This is a genomic window from Amnibacterium soli, assembly GCF_039544415.1.
In the GTDB taxonomy this organism is placed as follows: domain Bacteria; phylum Actinomycetota; class Actinomycetes; order Actinomycetales; family Microbacteriaceae; genus Amnibacterium; species Amnibacterium soli.
Genome location: NZ_BAABLP010000002.1, coordinates 737,789 through 755,527, shown reverse-complemented (window position 1 = coordinate 755,527; position 17,739 = coordinate 737,789). Strand labels below are relative to the sequence as shown.

Annotated in this window: 20 protein-coding genes; 13 read left to right on the top strand and 7 right to left on the bottom strand. The window is 74.3% G+C overall.

Annotated elements, in window-relative coordinates; all coding sequences use genetic code 11:
• Positions 1 to 65: 65 nt before the first annotated feature.
• From ABEA53_RS07540 to ABEA53_RS07530, 3 genes are read left to right on the top strand one after another with little or no spacing between them, the layout of a single operon-like run.
• A complete protein-coding gene (locus ABEA53_RS07540; protein ID WP_345480440.1) occupies positions 66 to 683 on the top strand; it encodes a hypothetical protein in 618 nt (205 codons plus the stop codon).
• Positions 684 to 687: 4 nt separating this feature from the next.
• The gene (lepB, locus tag ABEA53_RS07535) at positions 688 to 1,419 is read left to right on the top strand and encodes a signal peptidase I (protein WP_345480438.1); all 732 of its coding nucleotides are present in this window, start codon (positions 688 to 690) and stop codon (positions 1,417 to 1,419) included.
• A 33-nt stretch (positions 1,420 to 1,452) separates the two neighbouring features.
• Positions 1,453 to 2,529 carry a DUF4232 domain-containing protein gene (locus ABEA53_RS07530; RefSeq protein WP_345480437.1) on the top strand — a complete coding sequence of 359 codons (1,077 nt, stop codon included), beginning with the start codon at positions 1,453 to 1,455 and terminating at the stop codon, positions 2,527 to 2,529.
• A gap of 115 nt (positions 2,530 to 2,644) precedes the next feature.
• Here ABEA53_RS07530 and ABEA53_RS07525 read toward each other — a convergent pair whose 3' ends face one another.
• Genes ABEA53_RS07525 through ABEA53_RS07515 form a run of 3 tightly spaced genes read right to left on the bottom strand, consistent with a single transcriptional unit; the run spans position 2,645 to position 3,407 of the window.
• The gene (locus ABEA53_RS07525; protein WP_345480436.1) at positions 2,645 to 2,866 is read right to left on the bottom strand and encodes a hypothetical protein; all 222 of its coding nucleotides are present in this window, start codon (positions 2,864 to 2,866) and stop codon (positions 2,645 to 2,647) included.
• 36 nt (positions 2,867 to 2,902) lie between these two features.
• Positions 2,903 to 3,100: a hypothetical protein gene (locus ABEA53_RS07520; protein WP_345480435.1), complete on the bottom strand. Its 198-nt coding sequence runs from the start codon at positions 3,098 to 3,100 to the stop codon at positions 2,903 to 2,905.
• A gap of 40 nt (positions 3,101 to 3,140) precedes the next feature.
• Positions 3,141 to 3,407: a hypothetical protein gene (locus tag ABEA53_RS07515; RefSeq protein ID WP_345480433.1), complete on the bottom strand. Its 267-nt coding sequence runs from the start codon at positions 3,405 to 3,407 to the stop codon at positions 3,141 to 3,143.
• A gap of 155 nt (positions 3,408 to 3,562) precedes the next feature.
• Between ABEA53_RS07515 and ABEA53_RS07510 the strand changes: the two genes are divergently transcribed.
• Both ABEA53_RS07510 and ABEA53_RS07505 read left to right on the top strand, forming a co-directional pair.
• The gene (locus tag ABEA53_RS07510) at positions 3,563 to 4,507 is read left to right on the top strand and encodes a DMT family transporter (RefSeq protein WP_345480432.1); all 945 of its coding nucleotides are present in this window, start codon (positions 3,563 to 3,565) and stop codon (positions 4,505 to 4,507) included.
• Positions 4,508 to 4,546: 39 nt separating this feature from the next.
• A complete protein-coding gene (locus ABEA53_RS07505) occupies positions 4,547 to 4,864 on the top strand; it encodes a hypothetical protein (protein WP_345480431.1) in 318 nt (105 codons plus the stop codon).
• A 4-nt stretch (positions 4,865 to 4,868) separates the two neighbouring features.
• Here ABEA53_RS07505 and ABEA53_RS07500 read toward each other — a convergent pair whose 3' ends face one another.
• On the bottom strand, positions 4,869 to 5,564 hold the full coding sequence (locus ABEA53_RS07500; protein WP_345480430.1) for a tetratricopeptide repeat protein: 696 nt from the start codon (positions 5,562 to 5,564) through the stop codon (positions 4,869 to 4,871).
• A 204-nt stretch (positions 5,565 to 5,768) separates the two neighbouring features.
• Positions 5,769 to 6,665, bottom strand: coding sequence for an oxidoreductase (locus ABEA53_RS07495; protein ID WP_345480429.1), 897 nt, complete (start codon positions 6,663 to 6,665; stop codon positions 5,769 to 5,771).
• Between the two features lie 439 nt (positions 6,666 to 7,104).
• Here ABEA53_RS07495 and ABEA53_RS07490 point away from each other — a divergent pair, with 439 nt between their 5' ends.
• From ABEA53_RS07490 to ABEA53_RS07480, 3 genes are all read left to right on the top strand, one after another.
• Positions 7,105 to 7,689 (top strand): transglycosylase family protein, encoded by a 585-nt coding sequence (locus ABEA53_RS07490; RefSeq protein ID WP_345480428.1) that lies wholly within the window; start codon positions 7,105 to 7,107, stop codon positions 7,687 to 7,689.
• Between the two features lie 380 nt (positions 7,690 to 8,069).
• Positions 8,070 to 8,765 carry a transglycosylase family protein gene (locus tag ABEA53_RS07485; RefSeq protein ID WP_345480427.1) on the top strand — a complete coding sequence of 232 codons (696 nt, stop codon included), beginning with the start codon at positions 8,070 to 8,072 and terminating at the stop codon, positions 8,763 to 8,765.
• 52 nt (positions 8,766 to 8,817) lie between these two features.
• Positions 8,818 to 9,318: a flavin reductase family protein gene (locus ABEA53_RS07480; RefSeq protein ID WP_345480426.1), complete on the top strand. Its 501-nt coding sequence runs from the start codon at positions 8,818 to 8,820 to the stop codon at positions 9,316 to 9,318.
• A gap of 30 nt (positions 9,319 to 9,348) precedes the next feature.
• On the opposite strand, the gene ABEA53_RS07475 is transcribed toward ABEA53_RS07480, so the two are convergent.
• Positions 9,349 to 10,470 (bottom strand): aggregation-promoting factor C-terminal-like domain-containing protein, encoded by a 1,122-nt coding sequence (locus ABEA53_RS07475; RefSeq protein ID WP_345480425.1) that lies wholly within the window; start codon positions 10,468 to 10,470, stop codon positions 9,349 to 9,351.
• Positions 10,471 to 10,515: 45 nt separating this feature from the next.
• Positions 10,516 to 10,785, bottom strand: a complete 270-nt coding sequence (locus ABEA53_RS07470; RefSeq protein ID WP_345480424.1) for a hypothetical protein — start codon at positions 10,783 to 10,785, stop codon at positions 10,516 to 10,518.
• A 92-nt stretch (positions 10,786 to 10,877) separates the two neighbouring features.
• Between ABEA53_RS07470 and ABEA53_RS07465 the strand changes: the two genes are divergently transcribed.
• From ABEA53_RS07465 to ABEA53_RS07445, 5 genes are all read left to right on the top strand, one after another.
• The gene (locus ABEA53_RS07465) at positions 10,878 to 12,794 is read left to right on the top strand and encodes a S9 family peptidase (RefSeq protein ID WP_345480423.1); all 1,917 of its coding nucleotides are present in this window, start codon (positions 10,878 to 10,880) and stop codon (positions 12,792 to 12,794) included.
• A gap of 75 nt (positions 12,795 to 12,869) precedes the next feature.
• Positions 12,870 to 13,709, top strand: coding sequence for a DUF1684 domain-containing protein (locus tag ABEA53_RS07460; protein WP_345480421.1), 840 nt, complete (start codon positions 12,870 to 12,872; stop codon positions 13,707 to 13,709).
• A gap of 71 nt (positions 13,710 to 13,780) precedes the next feature.
• On the top strand, positions 13,781 to 15,430 hold the full coding sequence (locus ABEA53_RS07455; RefSeq protein WP_345480420.1) for a bifunctional 3'-5' exonuclease/DNA polymerase: 1,650 nt from the start codon (positions 13,781 to 13,783) through the stop codon (positions 15,428 to 15,430).
• A gap of 36 nt (positions 15,431 to 15,466) precedes the next feature.
• Entirely contained in the window at positions 15,467 to 16,417 is a 951-nt protein-coding gene (locus ABEA53_RS07450; protein WP_345480419.1) for an NADP-dependent oxidoreductase, read from the top strand.
• A gap of 201 nt (positions 16,418 to 16,618) precedes the next feature.
• A complete protein-coding gene (locus ABEA53_RS07445) occupies positions 16,619 to 17,125 on the top strand; it encodes a DUF3145 domain-containing protein (protein WP_345480418.1) in 507 nt (168 codons plus the stop codon).
• Positions 17,126 to 17,739 lie beyond the last annotated feature (614 nt).

Below are 17,739 nucleotides of genomic sequence, written 5' to 3'. Positions count from 1 at the left end.
GCGGGCAGGCATCGATCCGGATGTCGTGGAGGCAGGGAGGCGGCTCCGCGCGGCATGCTGCCGACATGGCGGCCGGAGACGAGGAACGACGTGGGGCGGCGATCTACGGCCGTGAGCCGGACGCCGCGCTGATCGCCGCGCTCGTCGCCGCCGAACCGGTGCGCTCCGCGCCCGAGACGGGGGAGGAGGCGTCGCACCGGGGCCGGTCCGGCCGCCGACCGCCGGTCCTCACCGCGGTCCTGGTCGCGGCGGCCGCCGTGGTCGCCGCCGGCGTCGCGGTGCACGTCGGGACCTTCGGGCGCCGCGCCGCGCCGGCCTTCCAGGCTCGTCCGAGCGCGACCGCGATCGCCGACGAGCTCACGAGGACGCGGACGATCCCGGTGTCGATCGCCGGCGCCCCCGAGGGCTGCCGGGTGGCCGTCGAGCTGACCCTCCGGGATCCGTCGCTGAGCGGGATCGCGCAGCTCGCCCGGCTCGAGTCCTTCCTCAGGACCCACGAGTGGTCCGCCGCCCCGACCGTCCCACGCGGGACCACGCCGAGTCCGGACCCGAGGACGGCGCAGTCGCTCCTCGTGTTCACGGCCCTGCGGCAGGGGATGACGGAGTTCCAGTCGCGACCGCGGGACGCGCACTGGCCGGACCGCGTGGCGATGCTGACCACCAGCCGATGCGACCGGGACTGACCGCATGACGTCGACCGAGGAGAGGACACGGCGTCCCGGCGGGCGGTCGTTCGTGCGCGACCTGGTCGTGGTGGTGGCGCTCGCGGTGCTCGCGTCCTTCCTCATCAAGACGTTCCTGATCCAGTCCTTCTACATCCCGTCCCAGTCCATGGAGAACACGCTGCTCGGCGACCCGGGGCACCACGACCGCATCCTGGTGGACCGCCTCGTGCCCGGCGCGATCCCGCTGCAGCGCGGCGACGTGGTCGTGTTCGAGGACCCGGGCGGCTGGCTCGCACGCGACGGCGCTCCGGCTCCGGCCCGCGCACCGGATCCGCTGCAGCGCCTCATCGGCGTCGTCAACCCGTTCGGCGCGGACAGCGACGACCACCTCGTTAAGCGGGTGATCGGCCTGCCCGGCGACCGCGTCGCGTGCTGCGACGCCCGCGGGCGCATGAGCGTGAACGGCACCCCGATCGACGAGCCGTACGTCCACCTGCCGCCCGGGGTGACCGCGGTCAGCCAGGACCGCTTCGACGTGGTCGTGCCGCCGGGGCGACTCTGGGTCATGGGTGACAACCGCGACGAGTCCGCGGACTCCCGGTACAACCGGGACACGCCCTCGAAGGGCTTCGTGCCCGTCGGCGACGTGACCGGACGGGCGTTCGTGGTCTCCTGGCCCGTGTCGCGCTGGAGCTGGCTGTCGAGCCACCCGACGACCTTCGCGGAGGTGCCCGCGCCGGTCGCCGCCCGCTGACGGTGCAGGCGGCTCGTCCTGGATCGGAAGCAGATGTGTGCGGTGTGCACATCGGGTCGGCGTCGATCCGGGTGGGAGACAACGTGGACGATCGGCTCCGGACGTCGGTCACGCCGATCCGCGTGGCGGACCTGCTCGCCGGCGACGAACGGCACGACGGTGTGCCGCGTGACCGGCGCACCGCGGGTCGCGTTCGTCGGGCACGGCGACGGCACGCAGCTCGGCTCGCCCGCCGAGTCGTCCGAGCCGACCGCACCGGCCGTCGTGATGCTGCGGCCCGGCGACGCGGCGCGGGCAGCGCTGCAGCACACGAACATCGACGAGGGCGGGGGTCCCCTCGACACCGCGTGCCAGGCGGAGCGGGCCGACGGCTACCGCGTCCGCCCGCCGCACAGCACCCGCTCCGTGTTCGTCCCGTCACCGCAGTGGGCCTGCGGCGCGGAGGAGCACTGGGGCAGCGTCTCCGCCGTCGACACCGTGCCCGTCGGCACGGCGAGGGGTGGTCGGCCGTGCGTGAACACGGCGAAGATGCCCGCCGGTGCCGTGATCGGCAGGACCGAGGACGTCGACCAGGACGGGCTCGCGGACACGCAGTTCTCCGGCGCTCGCGACGGTCGCCACCTCTACGGCATCCGCACCGCGGCCGGCGGCGTCTACACGATCACGGATCCGCTCACGGGCTCGGGAGTGCACGGCGGCTGGACGGTGAACACCGACAGCGTCGGGCGCACGATCACCGTCATCGACGACCAGCGCACGGCGAAGCTCTACGACTTCCGCGACTGCCGGTTCATCGCCGTGCAGCACCGGGGCGGCGGGGCCTACGAGTTCGCGATCGGCAGCACCGCGAAGCCGGGCACCGGCGTCGCGTGCAACGACCTGAACGGCGGCATCATGCCGATGCGGGCCGCCACGAAGCAGCGCAGCGGCGGCCGCTACGACATCGTCTGGACCCTGGTCCGGGTCAGCGCCGACGGCCGGACCGCGGTGCAGGACTCCACGAGCACGATCGTACGGTGGCCGGACCTGAAGGCCACCGATCCCCGTGTCGCCCAGGCGCAGGGGAGCAACTGCTTCGCCGCATTGAAGGTGGAGGCGCGGACGGACTGACCCGACCCGTCCGGCACACCGGCTCGGCGCCCGCACCCGGCGGTCGCCGTGCCGGTCGCCGTGCCGGTCGCCGTGCCGGTCGCCGTGCCGGTCGCCGAGCCGATCGCCGCGCCGGTCAGCCGGCGTCCACGGCGCCGAGCTCGCCCGACCGGGTGAGCCACAGGTTCACCCGGTCGCCGCGCTGCTCGTCGTCGGCCCCGCCGGCGGCGTAGGGGAGGACCCGGGCGCGCAGGCCCGCGCGCTCGACCATGGCGACGACGGCCTCGAGCCGCAGCTCGCCGAAGTCGAGGTCGTGGGCGTCGAGCCACGCCTGGGCTCGAACGGGTGCGCACTCCACCCCGTCAGTATCGGGCGGGGCGGCGACACCGGCCGCTCAGTCCTCCGTGTCGCCCGGCTCCTCGGGCTCGGCCCGCGTCTCGGCCACGCGGTCGCGCAGGTGGTCCGCCATCGCGCCGGCCCCCTCGTCGCCGTGGTCGTGCTCGACCTGCTCGATCAGTCCCGAGAGCTTCTCGTGCTGCGTCGCGTCGTCGCTGCCGTCCATGATCGGCCCGTCCTGCGTGTTCCCACTCATGCACCGGACGCTACGGCCGCCGCCTGGGCGCCGGGCGGGGTCAGAAGTCCGTCGGCCAGTCGAGCGAGAGGAACTGCTCGGAGCCGTCGACGTCGGCGTCCTCGTCGGGGATGTCGATCACCTCGAGGAGGCAGTCCACCGTCGGCGTGATCAGCACCTGGGGCGGTTCGGGCCCGCGCACGGGGATCGTGACCCACGCCGGCGCTCCCGCTGCCGCCGCCGCGATCTCGGCGAGCGTGCGGGCCGCTGCCTCCGGTTCGGTCAGCACGAAGACGCGCCCGTTGATCGTGATCCGTCGAATCCGCACGCCCGCCCCCGACCTCTGCTGCCCGCGACGGTACTTCGGCGCGTCCGCGGACGCGCAGGATCGGGCGAGGGCTTGACGCGGGCGCCGATCAGCGATCACCGGTCGGCGCGGCACGCCGTCGCGGGGGGTGCGGCGGCTGCGGGAGGATCGTCGGGATGGTCGTGCACGTCGGGTCGCTCACGCCGCTGCAGGCGCTCGGCATCCCGGTCGCGCTGATCGGCTCGGTCCTGCTCGCGCTGGGGGCGGAGTTCCAGCACCGGGGCGTGCGGCGCAGCGCCCGCCCGGACGGGACCTCGAGGGTCGGTCGCGTGCTGGCGCTCGTGCGGGAGCGGACGTGGCTGCTCGGCACGCTGCTGCTCGCGGCGGCGATCCCGTTCCAGCTGCTCAGCCTGTTCCTCGCGCCGCTGACGGTGGTGCAGCCGCTCGGCGCCGCGGCACTCGTCGTCTCCGCGCTGCTGAACGCCCGCGCCTCCCCGGGGCGCACGGACGGGCGGCTCGTCCGGGCCGTCGCGCTCTGCGTGCTCGGCGTCGGCCTCTTCGTCGCGGTCGCCGCGCTGACCACCACCTCGCGGCCCGTGCGCGACCCGCAGCTGCTCGCGGTGCTGGGCGTGCTCGCCGTCGTGCTGGTCGTGCTGGCACCCGTCGTCGTGCTCGCCCGTCGCCGGCTGCCGCCGATCGCGCTCGTCGCCGGTGCAGGTGTGCTCTTCGGCTTCGTCGGCTCGCTGACGAAGGTGGTGCTCGACCGCCTCCACACGATCTGGGCGCTCGGCACCGGCTTGACCAGCACCGACTGGCTGACCGCCGTGTGCGTGGTCGGGATGGGCGCCGCCGGCGCCCTCGGCGCGGTCCTGGTGCAGACCGCCTACGCCTCGGGGCCGCCCCACCTGGTCGTCGCGGGTCTGACGGTGATCGACCCGCTGGTCGGCGTCACCCTCGGCGTGGTCGTGCTGGGGGAGGCGGCGCAGGCGCCGGCGTGGGCGCCGGTCGTCTTCCTGGTCACCGGTGCGATCGCGGTGTCCGGCGTCGTGCAGCTGGCGCGCCACCCGATGCAGGCGGCGGCGCTGGAGGAGCGCGCCCGGGAGCAGGCGTCCGCGGGCTGAGGCGGCGGCTCCCGCAGGGGTTCCCGCTACTGTCCGAGCATGAGCGGCTCCGCTGACGACGTCGTCCCGCGCTCGAGCTCGGCCCGTCTCCGGCTGACGGACGAGGAGCGCCGCTCGATCCTCGACCGCGCCGTGACGAGGTACGTGGAGCACGGCTACCGCGTGCGGTCGAACACCGGGCGCCAGGCCGTGGTCGCGAAGCGGCAGTCGGTGAACGTGCCGCTCAACGCGGTGCTCGCGATCCTGACGGGCGGGTTCTGGCTGATCCTGCTGGCGGTCCGGCTGCTGAACTGGCCGACCGACCTCGTCGTGCTGAGCGTCGACGAGACCGGCGAGCTGCAGGGGCGGTTCTCCTAGTCGATCAGCCGACGTCCGACGGGTCGACGTCGGCGAGGTAGGAGATCGCGAGCTCGTCGCCGCCCTGCGCCGCCTTCCAGACCCACTCCTGCGCCTCGGGCCCGCGTCCCGTCTCCCACATCAGGACGGCCAGGTTCCACGCCGAGTAGGCGTCGCCGAGCTCGTACGCCCGTCGGTACAGCGCTTCGGCCGAGTCCTCGTCGCCCTGCTCGCTGAAGATGTTCGCGAGCGGCAGCATGCACTCCACGTGGCCGTCGCGCACGCCGTCCGCGAGGGTCTGCACGCCCTCGTCGCGGCGTCCGGTCGACATCAGCAGCTGGGCCAGGTCGGCCCGGGCGTCCGGGTACGCCTCCATCCCGGCGCGCAGCAGCGGCTCCGCCGTCACCTCGTTGCGGTGGTCCCACCGCCAGTGCCCCGCGACGCCGATCGGGTAGAGGCGGTCCGGGTCGTCCTCCAGCAGGGCGGCGACCTCCTCCATCAGCTCGATCGCGCGGGTCACGTCGCCGCGGTCGTGCTCGAGCCAGGCCCACTCGTACCAGCCGGAGAAGTAGCCGAGCTCGGCGACCTCGCGGCAGACCGCGACCGCGTCGTCGATGCGGCCGGCCGTGCGCAGCGCCTCGGCGTATCGGGTGCCGGTCTCGCCGTCGCGCACGGCATCCCACGCCTCCCGGAAGGGCTGCAGCTCCGACTCCTCCGCCACGCGTCCGACTGTAGGTCGCCCGTCCGGGCGCAGCCGCCGGGCGGCTGGACGGACGCCCCTGGATTCGGAGCCGGATCCCAGGGATCGCGGCGCACCGTGGATCCATGAACGAAGGACCGCGAATCCGGAGCCCGGACGAGTAGAGCGGACTCCATCCGATGAGCGCCCCGTCCTCCGAAAGCGGAGGGCGGGGCGTTCGCCGTCTCAGCGAGGCGCGGGGACCTCGAGGCGCACGCCGGTCAGCCGCTCCGACTCCGCGGTCAGCCGCCGCTGCAGGTCGCGCTTGCGGGACGAGCGGCTGGAGCCGACGACCATCGGCGCACCGCGCACCTCGGCGACGCCGCTCGGACCGACATAGGAGCCGCCGGGCAGGTCGCGCGCCGTCGCCGCGAGCAGCGTGGGCATCGCGCCGGCCGCTGCGCTCTGGCCGAGGACGCGCAGCAGCGCCTCGGACACGCCCGACACGGGCGCGGGCACGTGCAGGTCGCGCGTCAGGTTGGTGCCCGCCATCCCGGGGTGCGCCGCCATCGCCCGCAGGCTCGAGCCCGCTTCCGAGAAGCGGGCCTGCAGGTCGAACGCGAACAGCAGGTCGGCCAGCTTCGAATCCGCGTACGCGGCCCAGCGCGAGTAGCGGCGCCGGGTGCGGTTGAGGTCGTCGAAGACGAGCCGGCCGCCGTAGTGGGCGAGGCTCGACGTCATCACGACCCGGTCGGTGAGGCGGGGCAGCAGCAGGGCGGTGAGGGCGAAGGCGCCGAGGTAGTTCGTCGCGAACTGCAGCTCGAAGCCGTCGACGGTCCGCGTCTCGTCGGCGGCCATGACGCCCGCGTTGTTCACGAGCACGTCGATCCGCTCGGGCGCGTCCGCCGCGAACGCCCGCACCGACTCCAGCGAGCTGGTGTCGAGCAGCCGCACCTCGGTGCTGCCGATGATCTTCTTCGCCGCCGCGTCGCCCCGCTCCCGGTTGCGGACCGCCAGCACGACGTGCGCGCCCGCGGCCGCGAGGCGCTTCGCGGTCTCGAAGCCCAGGCCGCTGTTGCCGCCGGTGACGACGACGGTCCGCCCGGTCTGGTCGGGGACGGGCAGGGAGGAGGGGGAGGCCATCGCCCCTTGCTACCCGACCGACCTGGGGTCGGGCCCCGGCCCGCGGACCGCCGGGTCCGCGTCCAGTGCGGCACGATCGGTCGTCCGGTCACCGGATCGGTGTCGCTCGGCGAGGCGTCGGAGGGCGATCAGTCGGCGCCCCGGCAGTGATCAGGCCCTATCGCTGCCTGCTTCCGACGCTCTTCCGACTCGCGGAAACGTGACCGAATCGTTTTGCGTACCCCCGGAAGTCATGGCACTCTCACACCACTCGCTGAGGAACCGGTGACCAGGAACCATCGGACCCCCTCCTCCGCGGACTACTTGCCCGGTGCGGCCACGCCTTGCGCTACCCCCAGACCGCACCGTCTCGACCGTTCCGTTCTCGTCAGGGTGGGTAGCGGCGTGTCGAATCCCGGGGACGGGGCGAGCGGCGGCGGACCCGTCGGAGCACGTATCCATGGTCCTGTCCTTCCCTCGCGCCCTCGTGTCGGGTCTCGCCGCCGGTGCACTGGTGCTCGGCGGCGTCATCGCCGGCGCCGCACCTGCTGACGCCGCCGCCACCTCCACCTGGGACAAGATCGCCGCCTGCGAGTCGGGCGGCAACTGGCACATCAACACCGGCAACGGCTACTACGGCGGCCTGCAGTTCAGCATGGGCACGTGGCGCGCCCACGGCGGCAGCGGCAACCCCGCCGGTGCGAGCAAGAGCACGCAGATCCGCATCGCGGAGAAGGTCCTGAACAGCCAGGGCTGGGGCGCCTGGCCCGCCTGCTCGAGCCGGCTCGGCCTGCACGGCAAGCCCGCCAAGCACCAGGCGGTGCACCACGCGAAGAACCGCGTCAAGCACGCCCAGACGAAGAAGAAGGCGCACCAAGTCGCCGTGTCGAAGCGCACCGTCGTCGTCCACGCGGGCGACACCCTGTCGCGCATCGCGCAGCGCGCCCACGTGAAGGGCGGTTGGCGCAAGCTCGCCGCCGCGAACCCGCAGCTGAAGAACCCGAACGTGCTGCGCATCGGCCAGCGCCTGCACCTGCCGGCCTGATCGCTTCCGTCGAGCCCCTGCTCAGCCGTCGTTCGGACGGCGGTCGGCGGCCGCTCGGTGCCCGCTGAAGCGGCGCCGAGCGGCCGCCCACGCGGTCGTCGAGGGACGTCGGAGGAGCGCTTCCGCGGTGCGGAAACAACTCACCACCGGTGCGTCGTGCCCCCGGAATCCATGGCAACCTCTTCCCGCCCTCGGGGGAGCCGGCGAGCAGGAACCGCCGCGCAACCCTCCTCCCCGGGCTACTGCACGGTGCGGCCACGCCTCACGCTGTCCCCAGACCGCACCGGAGAATCCTTCTTTCGCTACATCAGGGTGGGCAGCGACGCGTCGAGCCCCAGGGATGGGACGAGCGCAGGCGGACCCGCTGGAGCACGTACCCCATGAAGATCCTGACCAACCCCCGTGCCGTCGTGTCCGGTCTGGCCGTGGCGGGGCTCGCCGCAGCCGGCATCGCGCTGGGAGCCGCGCCCGCCCAGGCCGCGCCCACCAGCGTCTGGGACCGCGTCGCCGCCTGCGAGTCCGGCGGCAACTGGCACATCAACACCGGCAACGGCTACTACGGCGGGCTGCAGTTCAGCCTCGCCACCTGGCACGGCTACGGCGGCTCGGGCAACCCGGCCGACGCGAGCAAGTCCACGCAGATCGCCGTCGCGGAGAAGGTCCTCGCGGGCCAGGGCTGGGGCGCATGGCCCGTCTGCTCCGTGAAGGCGGGCGCCCGCGGCTCCTCCAGCTCGGCCGGCTCGTCCTCCTCGAGCAGCGCCTCGTCCTCGGCGTCGTCGAGCCACTCGTCCTCGAGCAGCTCGTCCTCGTCGCGGTCGTCCGGCTCGTCGCGCAGCTACCACTCGTCCGCGTCGTCGAACTCGGTGCACGTGAACAACGCGCCCGCTCCGGCGGCGCGCCCCGCGGCCGTGAAGACGTCGGGCAAGACCTACACGGTCAAGTCGGGCGACTCGCTGTCGAAGATCGCGAAGAAGCTGAAGATCGAGGCGGGCTGGCACCGCCTGTGGGCCGCGAACACGAAGCTCGCGGACCCGGACCTGATCTACGTCGGCCAGAAGCTGCAGCTCCCGGCCTGACCCCGGCCGTCATGTGGAGGACCGCCACCGGAAGGGCTCCTAGGCTCGTCCGGTGGCGGATCCCATGACCGAGACCTTCGACGAGGCGACGTTCCGGCAGGTGCTCGCCCGATTCGCGACCGGGGTGGTCGTCGTCACCGGCGCGACGGAGTCCGGTCCCGCCGGGCTCACCTGCCAGTCCTTCTCCTCCCTCTCGCTCGATCCGCCCCTCGTGCTGCTGAGCACGGCCCGGTCCTCCACGACCTGGCCGCGCATCGCCGCGACGGGCCGGTTCGCCGTCAACGTGCTCGGCGCGGACCAGCAGGAGGTCAGCAACCGGTTCGCGGTCAGCGGCGGCGACAAGTTCGCCGAGCAGGGCTGGCGCCCGGGTGCGCTCGGCAACCCGCTGCTCGACGGCGCGATCGCCCACGTGGAGTGCGACATCGAGGCGACGCACGACGGCGGCGACCACGTGATCATCGTCGGGCGCGTGCGGGCCCTCGAGGCGCCCGGGCTGGAGTCGCGCTCGCCGCTCGTCTACTACCGCAGCGCGTACCGGACCCTCGTCGACTGAGCCCGGCGGGCGCGCCGGGGCCGGTGACGGTCAGTACCAGTAGGGGACGTGGCTCGTCTCGAAGGCGAGCGCTCCGCACGGCGTGGAGTACCGGGCCTGGATGTAGCCGAGGCCCCACTCGATCTGCGTGCGCGAGCTCGTGGTCCAGTCACCACCGGCGGTCGCCATCTTCGAGCCGGGCAGCGACTGCGGGATCCCGTACGCGCCCGACGACGCGTTGTAGGCGTTCCAGCGCCAGCCCGACTCGATCGTCCAGAGCCGGGTGAGGCACGGCATCTGACCGCCGCCCCATCCGTAGGCGCCGAGCCGCGACGCCGCGTACGCCTGCGCGGCCGCGGGGGAGAGGGAGGCCGGGCCGCCCGAGATGCCGCCGAGGCCCGTGCCGCCGCTGGTCGCGCCCGCCGCCGCTGCCGCGGCCTTCGCGCGCTGCGCCGCGGCGTAGGACGCCTGGAGGGAGGAGGACTTCGCCTGCAGGCTCGCGAGCTGCGCCTGCAGCGTCTTCCGCCGAGCCGCGGTCTGCGCCACCTGCCGGTCCGCCGCCTGCTCCGCGGCCTTCGCCGCGTCCGCCGCGGCCTGCGCCTGCTTCGCCAGGCCGTCGCGGATCGCGGCCTGCGCCGCGGCCTGGTCGCCGAGCGCCTTCGCCTGCCGCTGCTCCACCTCCGCCTGCGCGAGCAGGGCGTCGGAGGCGTCGCCGATCTGCGACAGCGCGCCGAGGCGGTAGAGGAGGGAGCCGGAGTCGCGGCCGGACAGCCAGACGGCGATCTCCGGGTCCCCGCCGCGGTACATCTGCGTGGCGACGGACGCGGCGGTGCGCCGCGCCGTCCGCGCCTTGCCGGCCGCGGTCGTCGTCTGCCGGTGCAACCGGTCGTAGACCTGCTGCGCGGACTGGAGCCGGCGCTCGGCCGCCGTCGCGCTCGCCGCCTTCTCGAGCGCGATCGTGCCGAGGCGCGCCGCCTCCTGCTCGAGGCCGTCCAGCGCTTCCTGGATCACCGAGACCTCGGCGGCCTTCTTCCTCACGTCCTTCTTCGCGGCCTGCACCTGCGCCCAGGAGGGGTCGTCGGCGTGCGCGGCCGTCGGCGCGAGACCGACCCCGATCGTGGCGAGGCCGAGGACGAGTGCGACGGCCGACACCGTCCGCAGGCCCGACCGCATCGCGCCAGGCTAGGTCCGCGTCCGCCCGCGAGCGGGAGGCACGCCCTACGCGTAGGTCTTGAGCACGTGCCAGCCGCCGCCGAAGGCGACCACGTCGAACACGAGCGTCTCGCCGTCGTGCACGCACGTGCCCTGGAAGCGCCAGCCGCGCACGGGCAGCGGGTGCGTCAGCACCGGGGCGAGCGCGTCCTCGAGCGGCGTCGGCGCGTCGGTCACCCGGTAGGTGCGGGCGCGCCAGTGCAGCATCCTGGGCCTGCCGCGGCTGCCGGTCACGACGTCCGCGTCCTGCTCCAGCCCGGCCGTGATCCCCGACATGCGCACCTCCTCGACTCGAACACGCGTTCGATGCGAGCACCGTACGCGTCGCCGCTGCGAGGAGCAAGATCCGCACGCCCTAGCGTGTCGGCATGGTCACCACCGCGCCCTACGGACAGTGGCGCTCGCCGCTCTCGGCCGACTCCGTCGCCGTCGGCAGCCACGCGCCCGACTCCGCCCGCTTCGTCGGCGACGAGGTGTGGTGGGCCGAGCCGATCGCCGCGGAGCGCCGCACGGCGCTGCTGCGCAGCGTCGACGGCGGCGCCGCCGAGGTGGTGCTGCCCGCGCCCTGGAACGTGCGCACGTCGGTGCACGAGTACGGCGGCGGGGCCTGGACGTCGGTCGACGGCGCGGTCGTGTTCGCGCACGCCGTGGACGGGCGCCTCCGCCGCCTCGACGGCGTCGGCGCGGCGCCGGTCCCGCTGACCCCGGAGGCGCCCGGCGTGGCGTTCGGCGGCCTCGTGCCGGCTGCCGGGGCGGTGCTGGCGATCCGGGAGGCGCACACGGGCGACGACCCCGGCGACGTCGAGCGCGACCTCGTGCTCGTGCCGCTCGACGGCTCCGCGGCGGACGACGCCGACGCGATCGTCCGCGTCGTCGGCGGCTCCCGCTTCCTCGCCCAGCCGAGCATCAGCCCGGACGGGACCCGGCTCGCCTGGATCGCGTGGGAGCACCCCGACATGCCGTGGGACGCGACGGAGCTGCGCGTCGGCGAGCTGGTCGAGGGTCGCGTGCCCGCCTGGCGGACGGTGCTCGGCGGTCCGGGCGAGTCGGTGCTGCAGCCCGAGTGGCTGCCCGACGGCGGGCTCGCGGCGATCTCCGACCGCAGCGGCTGGTGGAACCTCGTCCGCATCGACCTCGACGGCGGCGCCCCGACCCCGCTGCTGCCCGCGGAGCGGGAGACGGGCGGGCCGCTCTGGGTGCTCGGCCCGCGGTGGTACCGACCGCTGCCCGACGGCCGCATCCTGCTCGCCTCCACGCTCGGCAGCGACGAGCAGCTGCTGCTCGACCCCGCGGACGGCAGCACCACCACCCTCCGGTCCGACCGGTCCGGCACGTCGTGGGAGGACCTGCGCGCCGGGCGGGCGCTGCTCGTCGACGGGTCCGCCGCCGACCCCGCCTCCCTCTGGTCGCTCGACGTCGCCTCCGGCGCCTTCACGCTGGTGCGCAGCGGCGCGGACGCCCTGCCGCCCGAGCTGCTGCCGCAGGCCGAGCTGATCGAGGTCGACGGGGTGCACGCGATCGTGCACCGCCCGCGCAACACGGGGTTCGCCGCGCCGGAGGGGGAGCTGCCGCCGTTCGTCGTGCTCGTGCACGGCGGCCCCACCGCCCAGGCCGGGCTGCGCGTCAGCCCGGCGATCGCGTTCTACACGAGCCGGGGGATCGGCGTGGTCGACGTGGAGTACGGCGGGTCCACCGGCTACGGCCGCGCGTACCGCGAGCGGCTGAAGGGGCAGTGGGGCGTCGTCGACGTGCAGGACGTCGTGACCGTCGCCCGGGGCCTCGCCGAGCGGGGGATCGCCGACGGCGCCCGTCTGGCCATCGAGGGCGGCTCCGCGGGCGGCTGGACGGTGCTGAACGCGCTCACGAGGACCGACGTCTTCGCCGCCGGCGTCTCCCGGTACGGCGTCGCCGACCTCGTCGCCCTCGCCACCGACACCCACGACTTCGAGGCGCGCTACCTCGACGGGCTCGTCGGCCCGTACCCGGAGGCGGCCGAGCTCTACCGCGAGCGCGCGCCGATCAACCACGTCAACGGGCTGTCGGTGCCGGTCCTGCTCCTGCAGGGTCTCGAGGACCGGGTGGTGCCGCCGTCGCAGTCGCGCCTGTTCCGCGACGCGCTCGCGGCGCGGCGCATCCCGCACGCGCTGATCGAGTACCCGGGGGAGGGGCACGGGTTCCGCGGGCGGGACGCGCAGGTGTCGTCGCGCGAGGCCGCGCTCTCCTTCTACGGCCAGGTGCTGGGCTTCACGCCGCCCGACGTGCCGGTGCTGCCCCTCGACCGCTGACCTGCTCCGGCGTCCCGGGAAGGTCCGGGGCGCCCGCTACGTTGCTCCGACGACCGACCCCGGAAGGACCCCTTCGTGACCGACACCGCCACCGCACCCGCCCCCTCCGCAGCAGAGCGGCTCGACCGGTTCCACGCCGCCCGCGAGCAGTCCGTGCGGACCGCGAACGGCTTCCTCGCGCTCGTGAACACGCAGTGGATCGGCGAGGAGCAGACGATCTGGGGCGTCCCCGGCACCTGGGCGCCGCGCGCCGAGGGCGAGTCGGGCCTCACGGTGACCGCGACGGCGGCCGACGGCGTCGTGGTCGACGGCGAGCCCGTCGACGGCACCGTCGTGGTCCGCGGCAAGGACGACCCGGCCCCGTCCGGCATCGTGTTCGACGACCACACGACGGGCACGGTGATCCGCGGCGAGGACGGCCAGTACGCGCTGCGGGTCTGGGACGCGCAGTCGGAGGCGATCCAGGAGTTCGGGTCGATCAGCACCTTCGCCTACGACCCCGAGTGGGTCGTCAGGGGCACGTTCACCCCGAACCCCGAGGGCACGACCGTCGGGTTCTCCCACGTCAAGGACGACGGCGCCACGCGCGAGCTGCCCGTGCCCGGCGACATCGCGGTGACGATCCGGGGCGAGGAGTACCGGATCGCGGCCTTCAAGGACGGTCGGCGCCTGCAGCTCGTCTTCGCGGACGCGACGAGCGGCGACGACACCTACGGCGTCGGGCGGTTCCTCTTCATCGCCCCGAACGCCGACGGGTCGATCACGCTGGACTTCAACACCGCGGTCCTGCCGCCGTGCGCGTTCAGCTACAACTTCAACTGCCCGATGCCGCCGAAGCAGAACCGCTTCCCGTTCCGCATCGAGGCGGGCGAGAAGCAGGTCCTGAACAAGGACGGCGCGCTCCTGCACGAGTGACGCGCGGGGTGCGGGCCGAGCGCGGCCTGCACCCGACCTGCCGTGTCGGAGGTGCGGCCTACCGTCCGCGTGTGAGCGATCCAGCGGCTGCGGCGACGCGGGACCAGGCGGTCGTCGTGCACCGGTCCGGCGACGGCTACCGCCTCACCGCCGACGGCGTCGAGCGCGCCGTGCCCTTCACGGCGCTCGCGGCCGAGGCGGGCCGACTGGAGGCGTCCGGCGCGCGCTGGGTCTGGGACACCGCCGAGGTCTATCCGGCCCTGCTCGCGGCCGGGGTGCGCGTGGCGCGCGCCTGGGACCTGCGGCTCGGACGGGCGCTCCTCCGCCGCGCCGCGGGCGCGCCGGGCGGCATCGGCGCGCTGCCCGCCGACGGCTGGGACGACGCCTCCACCGCCGACGAGGGCGCGCTGCCGATCGACCTGGGCGGCGACCTCGACCCCGTCGCCGAGTTCGCCCGGCAGACGGCGGAGGTCGCCGGGTCAACCCGCCCGGGTGCGCTGCGCCTGCTGATCACCGCCGAGTCGGCCGGTGCCCTCGCGGCCGTCGAGATGCGGTACGGCGGGCTGCCGTGGCGCCGCGACGTCCACGAGCGGATCCTCGCCGACCTGCTCGGTCCCCGTGTCCCGGCGGACCGCCGCCCGGCGACGCTCGAGCGGCTCGCCGACGCCGTCCGCTCCGCGCTCGCCGCGCCGACGCTCAACCCCGACTCGCCCGGCGAGCTCGCGCGCGCCCTCCGGCTCGCGGGCATCGAGGTGGACAGCACCCGGGCGGCCGAGCTGCGCCGCGTCGACCACCCCGCCGTCGAGCCGCTGCTCGAGTACAAGAAGCTCGCGCGGCTGCATCAGGCGAACGGCTGGACGTGGCTCGACACCTGGGTCGCCGACGGCCGCTTCCGGCCCGACTACATCGTCGGCGGCGTCGTCACCGGCCGGTGGGCGGCGCGGGGCGGCGGCGCGCAGCAGCTGCCGAAGCAGATCCGCGGCGCCGTGGTCGCGGACCCGGGCTGGACCCTCGTCGTGGCCGACGCCGCGCAGCTCGAGCCGCGCGTGCTCGCCGGGCTCGCGCACGACCGGGCGATGGCGGAGGCGGGGCGCGGCCGGGACCTCTACGCGGGCATCGTCGCGAGCGGCGCGGTCGCGACCCGGGCGAGCGCGAAGGTCGGGATGCTGGCGGCGCTCTACGGCGCCACGAGCGGCGAGAGCGGACGACTCGTGCCGCGGCTGGCGCAGCGCTTCCCGCGGGCGCTCGCCCTCGTCGAGCAGGCCGCGCGCCAGGGGGAGCGGGGCGGCGCGGTCTCGACGCTGCTCGGTCGGTCGACGCCGCCGGTCTCCGCCCGGCACCGCGCCGTCGACCGCGACGCGGCCGTGCTCGACGCGGACGAGCGGGTGCTGCGGCAGGCGCGGTCGATGGCCAGGGACCGGGGCCGCTTCACCCGCAACTTCGTCGTGCAGGGCACGGCGGCCGAGTGGGCGCTCTGCTGGCTGGCGGACCTGCGCCACCGGCTGTGGGAGCTGGGGGAGGGGCCGTTCGCCGCGCGGCCGCACCTGGTCTACTTCCTCCACGACGAGGTCATCGTGCACGCGCCCGCCGAGCTCGCGGACCGGGTGGCGGAGGCCGTCGAGGCCGCCGCCGGCGCCGCCGGACGGCTGCTGTTCGCGGACTTCCCGATCGACTTCCCCCTCGACGTCTCGGTCGTCGACCGCTATTCGGACGCCGGCTGAGTGCCGCCCTCAGCGGCACGGCGTTTCCTCGCCTCCATGACGAACGGAACCGCGCGACGGATGATCGCGCCGCGCTACGGCGGACCAGAGGTGCTCGAGGTCGTGGAGGAGGAGGTGACGCAGGCCGGACCGGGTCAGGTGACCGTCGAGGTCCGCGCGGCCGGGCTGAACCCCGCGGACTACAAGATGGTCGAGGGCGCCTACTCGAAGGACCCGGACGGCCTGCCGGTGCGCCCCGGCTACGAGGTCGCCGGCGTGATCGCCGCCCTCGGCGCGGACACGGAGATCGCCTCCGGCGGGGGAGCGGTCGGCGACGAGGTACTCGCCTTCCGCGTGCAGGGCGGCTACGCCTCCGCGATCACGGTGCCGGCGAAGGACGTCTTCGCGAAGCCCGCGGCGCTGGACTTCCCCGAGGCGGCGAACCTGCTGCTCGCCGGCACCACCGCGGAGGACATGCTGCGGGTCGTCGAGGCGCGGGAGGGCGACACGCTGCTGGTGCACGGCGCCTCCGGTGCCGTCGGCGTGATGGTGCTGCAGCTCGCCCGCGCCCGCGGGATGCGCGCGATCGGCACCGCGAGCGAGCGCCGTTTCGACGAGGTGCGCCGGTTCGGCGGCGAGCCGGTCGCCTACGGCGACGGGCTGGAGGAGCGGGTCCGAGCCCTCGCGCCCGGCGGCGTCGACGCGGCGCTCGACTGCGTCGGCACCGACGAGGCCGTCGACGTGTCGCTCGCCGTCGCGCCCACGGAGCGGATCGTCACCATCGCGGCGCCGGCCCGCGCGCAGCAGGAGGGGTTCCGTGCGGTCGTCGGCCGCGACCCCGAGAGCGCGGCCTTCCGCGACAGCGTCCGCGCCGGCCTGATCGCCCTCGCCGCTCGAGGGGAGCTCGTCGTCCCGATGGCCCGCACCTACCCGCTCGAGGAGGCCGGAGCGGCGCTCGCCTTCCTGTCCGACGGGCACCCGGGCGGCAAGCTGGCGCTCCTTCCGTGACCTCCGCGGGGCGTCCCGAGAACTGGGGGCGCCCCGCGGCACGCCGAGCGGAGAACGATTCGGTTGAGTTCCCGGCGTGTCGTCCGGCATACTTCCCGGGAGCCGAATAGGCCCGCGCTAATTTCATAGAGGTGGCATCGGGGTTCCCGTTCACCACAGATCGTTGGGGAAGACGCATCTGTTCGAACGGAGGACGAATCCATGGTCACCTCAGTCGCCCGTGGCGTGCTGTACGTGCACTCGTCACCGCGAGCACTCTGCCCCCATGTCGAATGGGCGGCCGGTCATGCGATCGGTCGACCCGTGAACTTCGAGTGGACGGACCAGCCTGTGCTGCGCGGTGCGCAGCGCGCCGATTTCTACTGGGAGGGAGCACCGGGCACCGGTGCTGCCATCGCCTCGAAGCTGCGCGGGTGGGAGCACCTGCGCTTCGAGGTCACCGAGGACCCTCGGGACGGCGTCGACGGCAGCCGCTGGCTGCACACGCCCGACCTCGGGATCTTCCACGCGCAGACCGACGCGGCCGGCAACATCGTGGTCCCTGAGGACCGCATCCGCGCCGCGATGGACGCCGCGGGCACCAGCGCGATCGAGCTGCACCGCGAGTTGCGGCTCGCCCTGGGGCAGGCGTGGGACGACGAGCTCGAGCCGTTCCGGCACGCGATCGGCACCGCCTCGGTCACCTGGCTCCACCGCTCCGCGGTCTGAACCGGCCCGACACGCCCGGCGCGAACACGCGCATGACAAAGATGTAATTCATCGGCGTGTCATCCCTCGTGAACGGGTCCGGATTCAGTACCTTCATGACGTCCGCAGGTGCGATTTCTAGTGTTCGGGCTGTATGGGTAGCGGCCCTCGAACCTCAGCATCGCGCGGCAGAAGAGCCCCCGTCCGGATGGGTACCGGTCGGGGGCTCTTCCCTTTGTCGATGGACCTCGGATCCGCGGGCGGATCCGAGGTCTGTGCGCCTTCGGGGCCCTGAACGGGCCCCGGTACGGCGCGTCGGTCGGGGTCTCGAGGTCGGCGCAGTCCGTCGGCACGTCGGCGGAGAACCGCGGCGCCGGCGCAGGACACGCCGAGCTCCTGGTACCTGCGGCGGGTTCTCGGTCCTCCGGCTGCCACTGCCCGACGAGCCGGCGGAGGTGATCGGCCCGCCTGCGAACGCGTGGCACGGGGCGGACCGCAGCCGCACCGAGGCGCTGCGCCGTGGTCAGGACACGGGATGGACCTCAGGAACGAACGGGCTGCGTCGTCCTGATCGCGGAGCGGATTCCTGAGGTCGGCGCGGTTCCCACCCGACGTGCGGATCAGCCCGCCGCGCG

Bases quoted from the DNA above. Each gene is read 5' to 3' on its own strand.
- ABEA53_RS07540 (WP_345480440.1), top strand. From the start codon at position 66: ATGGCGGCCGGAGACGAGGAACGACGTGGGGCGGCGATCTACGGCCGT.
- lepB (WP_345480438.1), top strand. From the start codon at position 688: ATGACGTCGACCGAGGAGAGGACACGGCGTCCCGGCGGGCGGTCGTTC.
- ABEA53_RS07530 (WP_345480437.1), top strand. From the start codon at position 1,453: ATGTGTGCGGTGTGCACATCGGGTCGGCGTCGATCCGGGTGGGAGACA.
- ABEA53_RS07520 (WP_345480435.1), bottom strand. From the start codon at position 3,100: ATGAGTGGGAACACGCAGGACGGGCCGATCATGGACGGCAGCGACGAC.
- ABEA53_RS07510 (WP_345480432.1), top strand. From the start codon at position 3,563: ATGGTCGTGCACGTCGGGTCGCTCACGCCGCTGCAGGCGCTCGGCATC.
- ABEA53_RS07505 (WP_345480431.1), top strand. From the start codon at position 4,547: ATGAGCGGCTCCGCTGACGACGTCGTCCCGCGCTCGAGCTCGGCCCGT.
- ABEA53_RS07495 (WP_345480429.1), bottom strand. From the start codon at position 6,665: ATGGCCTCCCCCTCCTCCCTGCCCGTCCCCGACCAGACCGGGCGGACC.
- ABEA53_RS07490 (WP_345480428.1), top strand. From the start codon at position 7,105: ATGGTCCTGTCCTTCCCTCGCGCCCTCGTGTCGGGTCTCGCCGCCGGT.
- ABEA53_RS07485 (WP_345480427.1), top strand. From the start codon at position 8,070: ATGAAGATCCTGACCAACCCCCGTGCCGTCGTGTCCGGTCTGGCCGTG.
- ABEA53_RS07475 (WP_345480425.1), bottom strand. From the start codon at position 10,470: ATGCGGTCGGGCCTGCGGACGGTGTCGGCCGTCGCACTCGTCCTCGGC.
- ABEA53_RS07470 (WP_345480424.1), bottom strand. From the start codon at position 10,785: ATGTCGGGGATCACGGCCGGGCTGGAGCAGGACGCGGACGTCGTGACC.
- ABEA53_RS07465 (WP_345480423.1), top strand. From the start codon at position 10,878: ATGGTCACCACCGCGCCCTACGGACAGTGGCGCTCGCCGCTCTCGGCC.
- ABEA53_RS07450 (WP_345480419.1), top strand. From the start codon at position 15,467: ATGACGAACGGAACCGCGCGACGGATGATCGCGCCGCGCTACGGCGGA.
- ABEA53_RS07445 (WP_345480418.1), top strand. From the start codon at position 16,619: ATGGTCACCTCAGTCGCCCGTGGCGTGCTGTACGTGCACTCGTCACCG.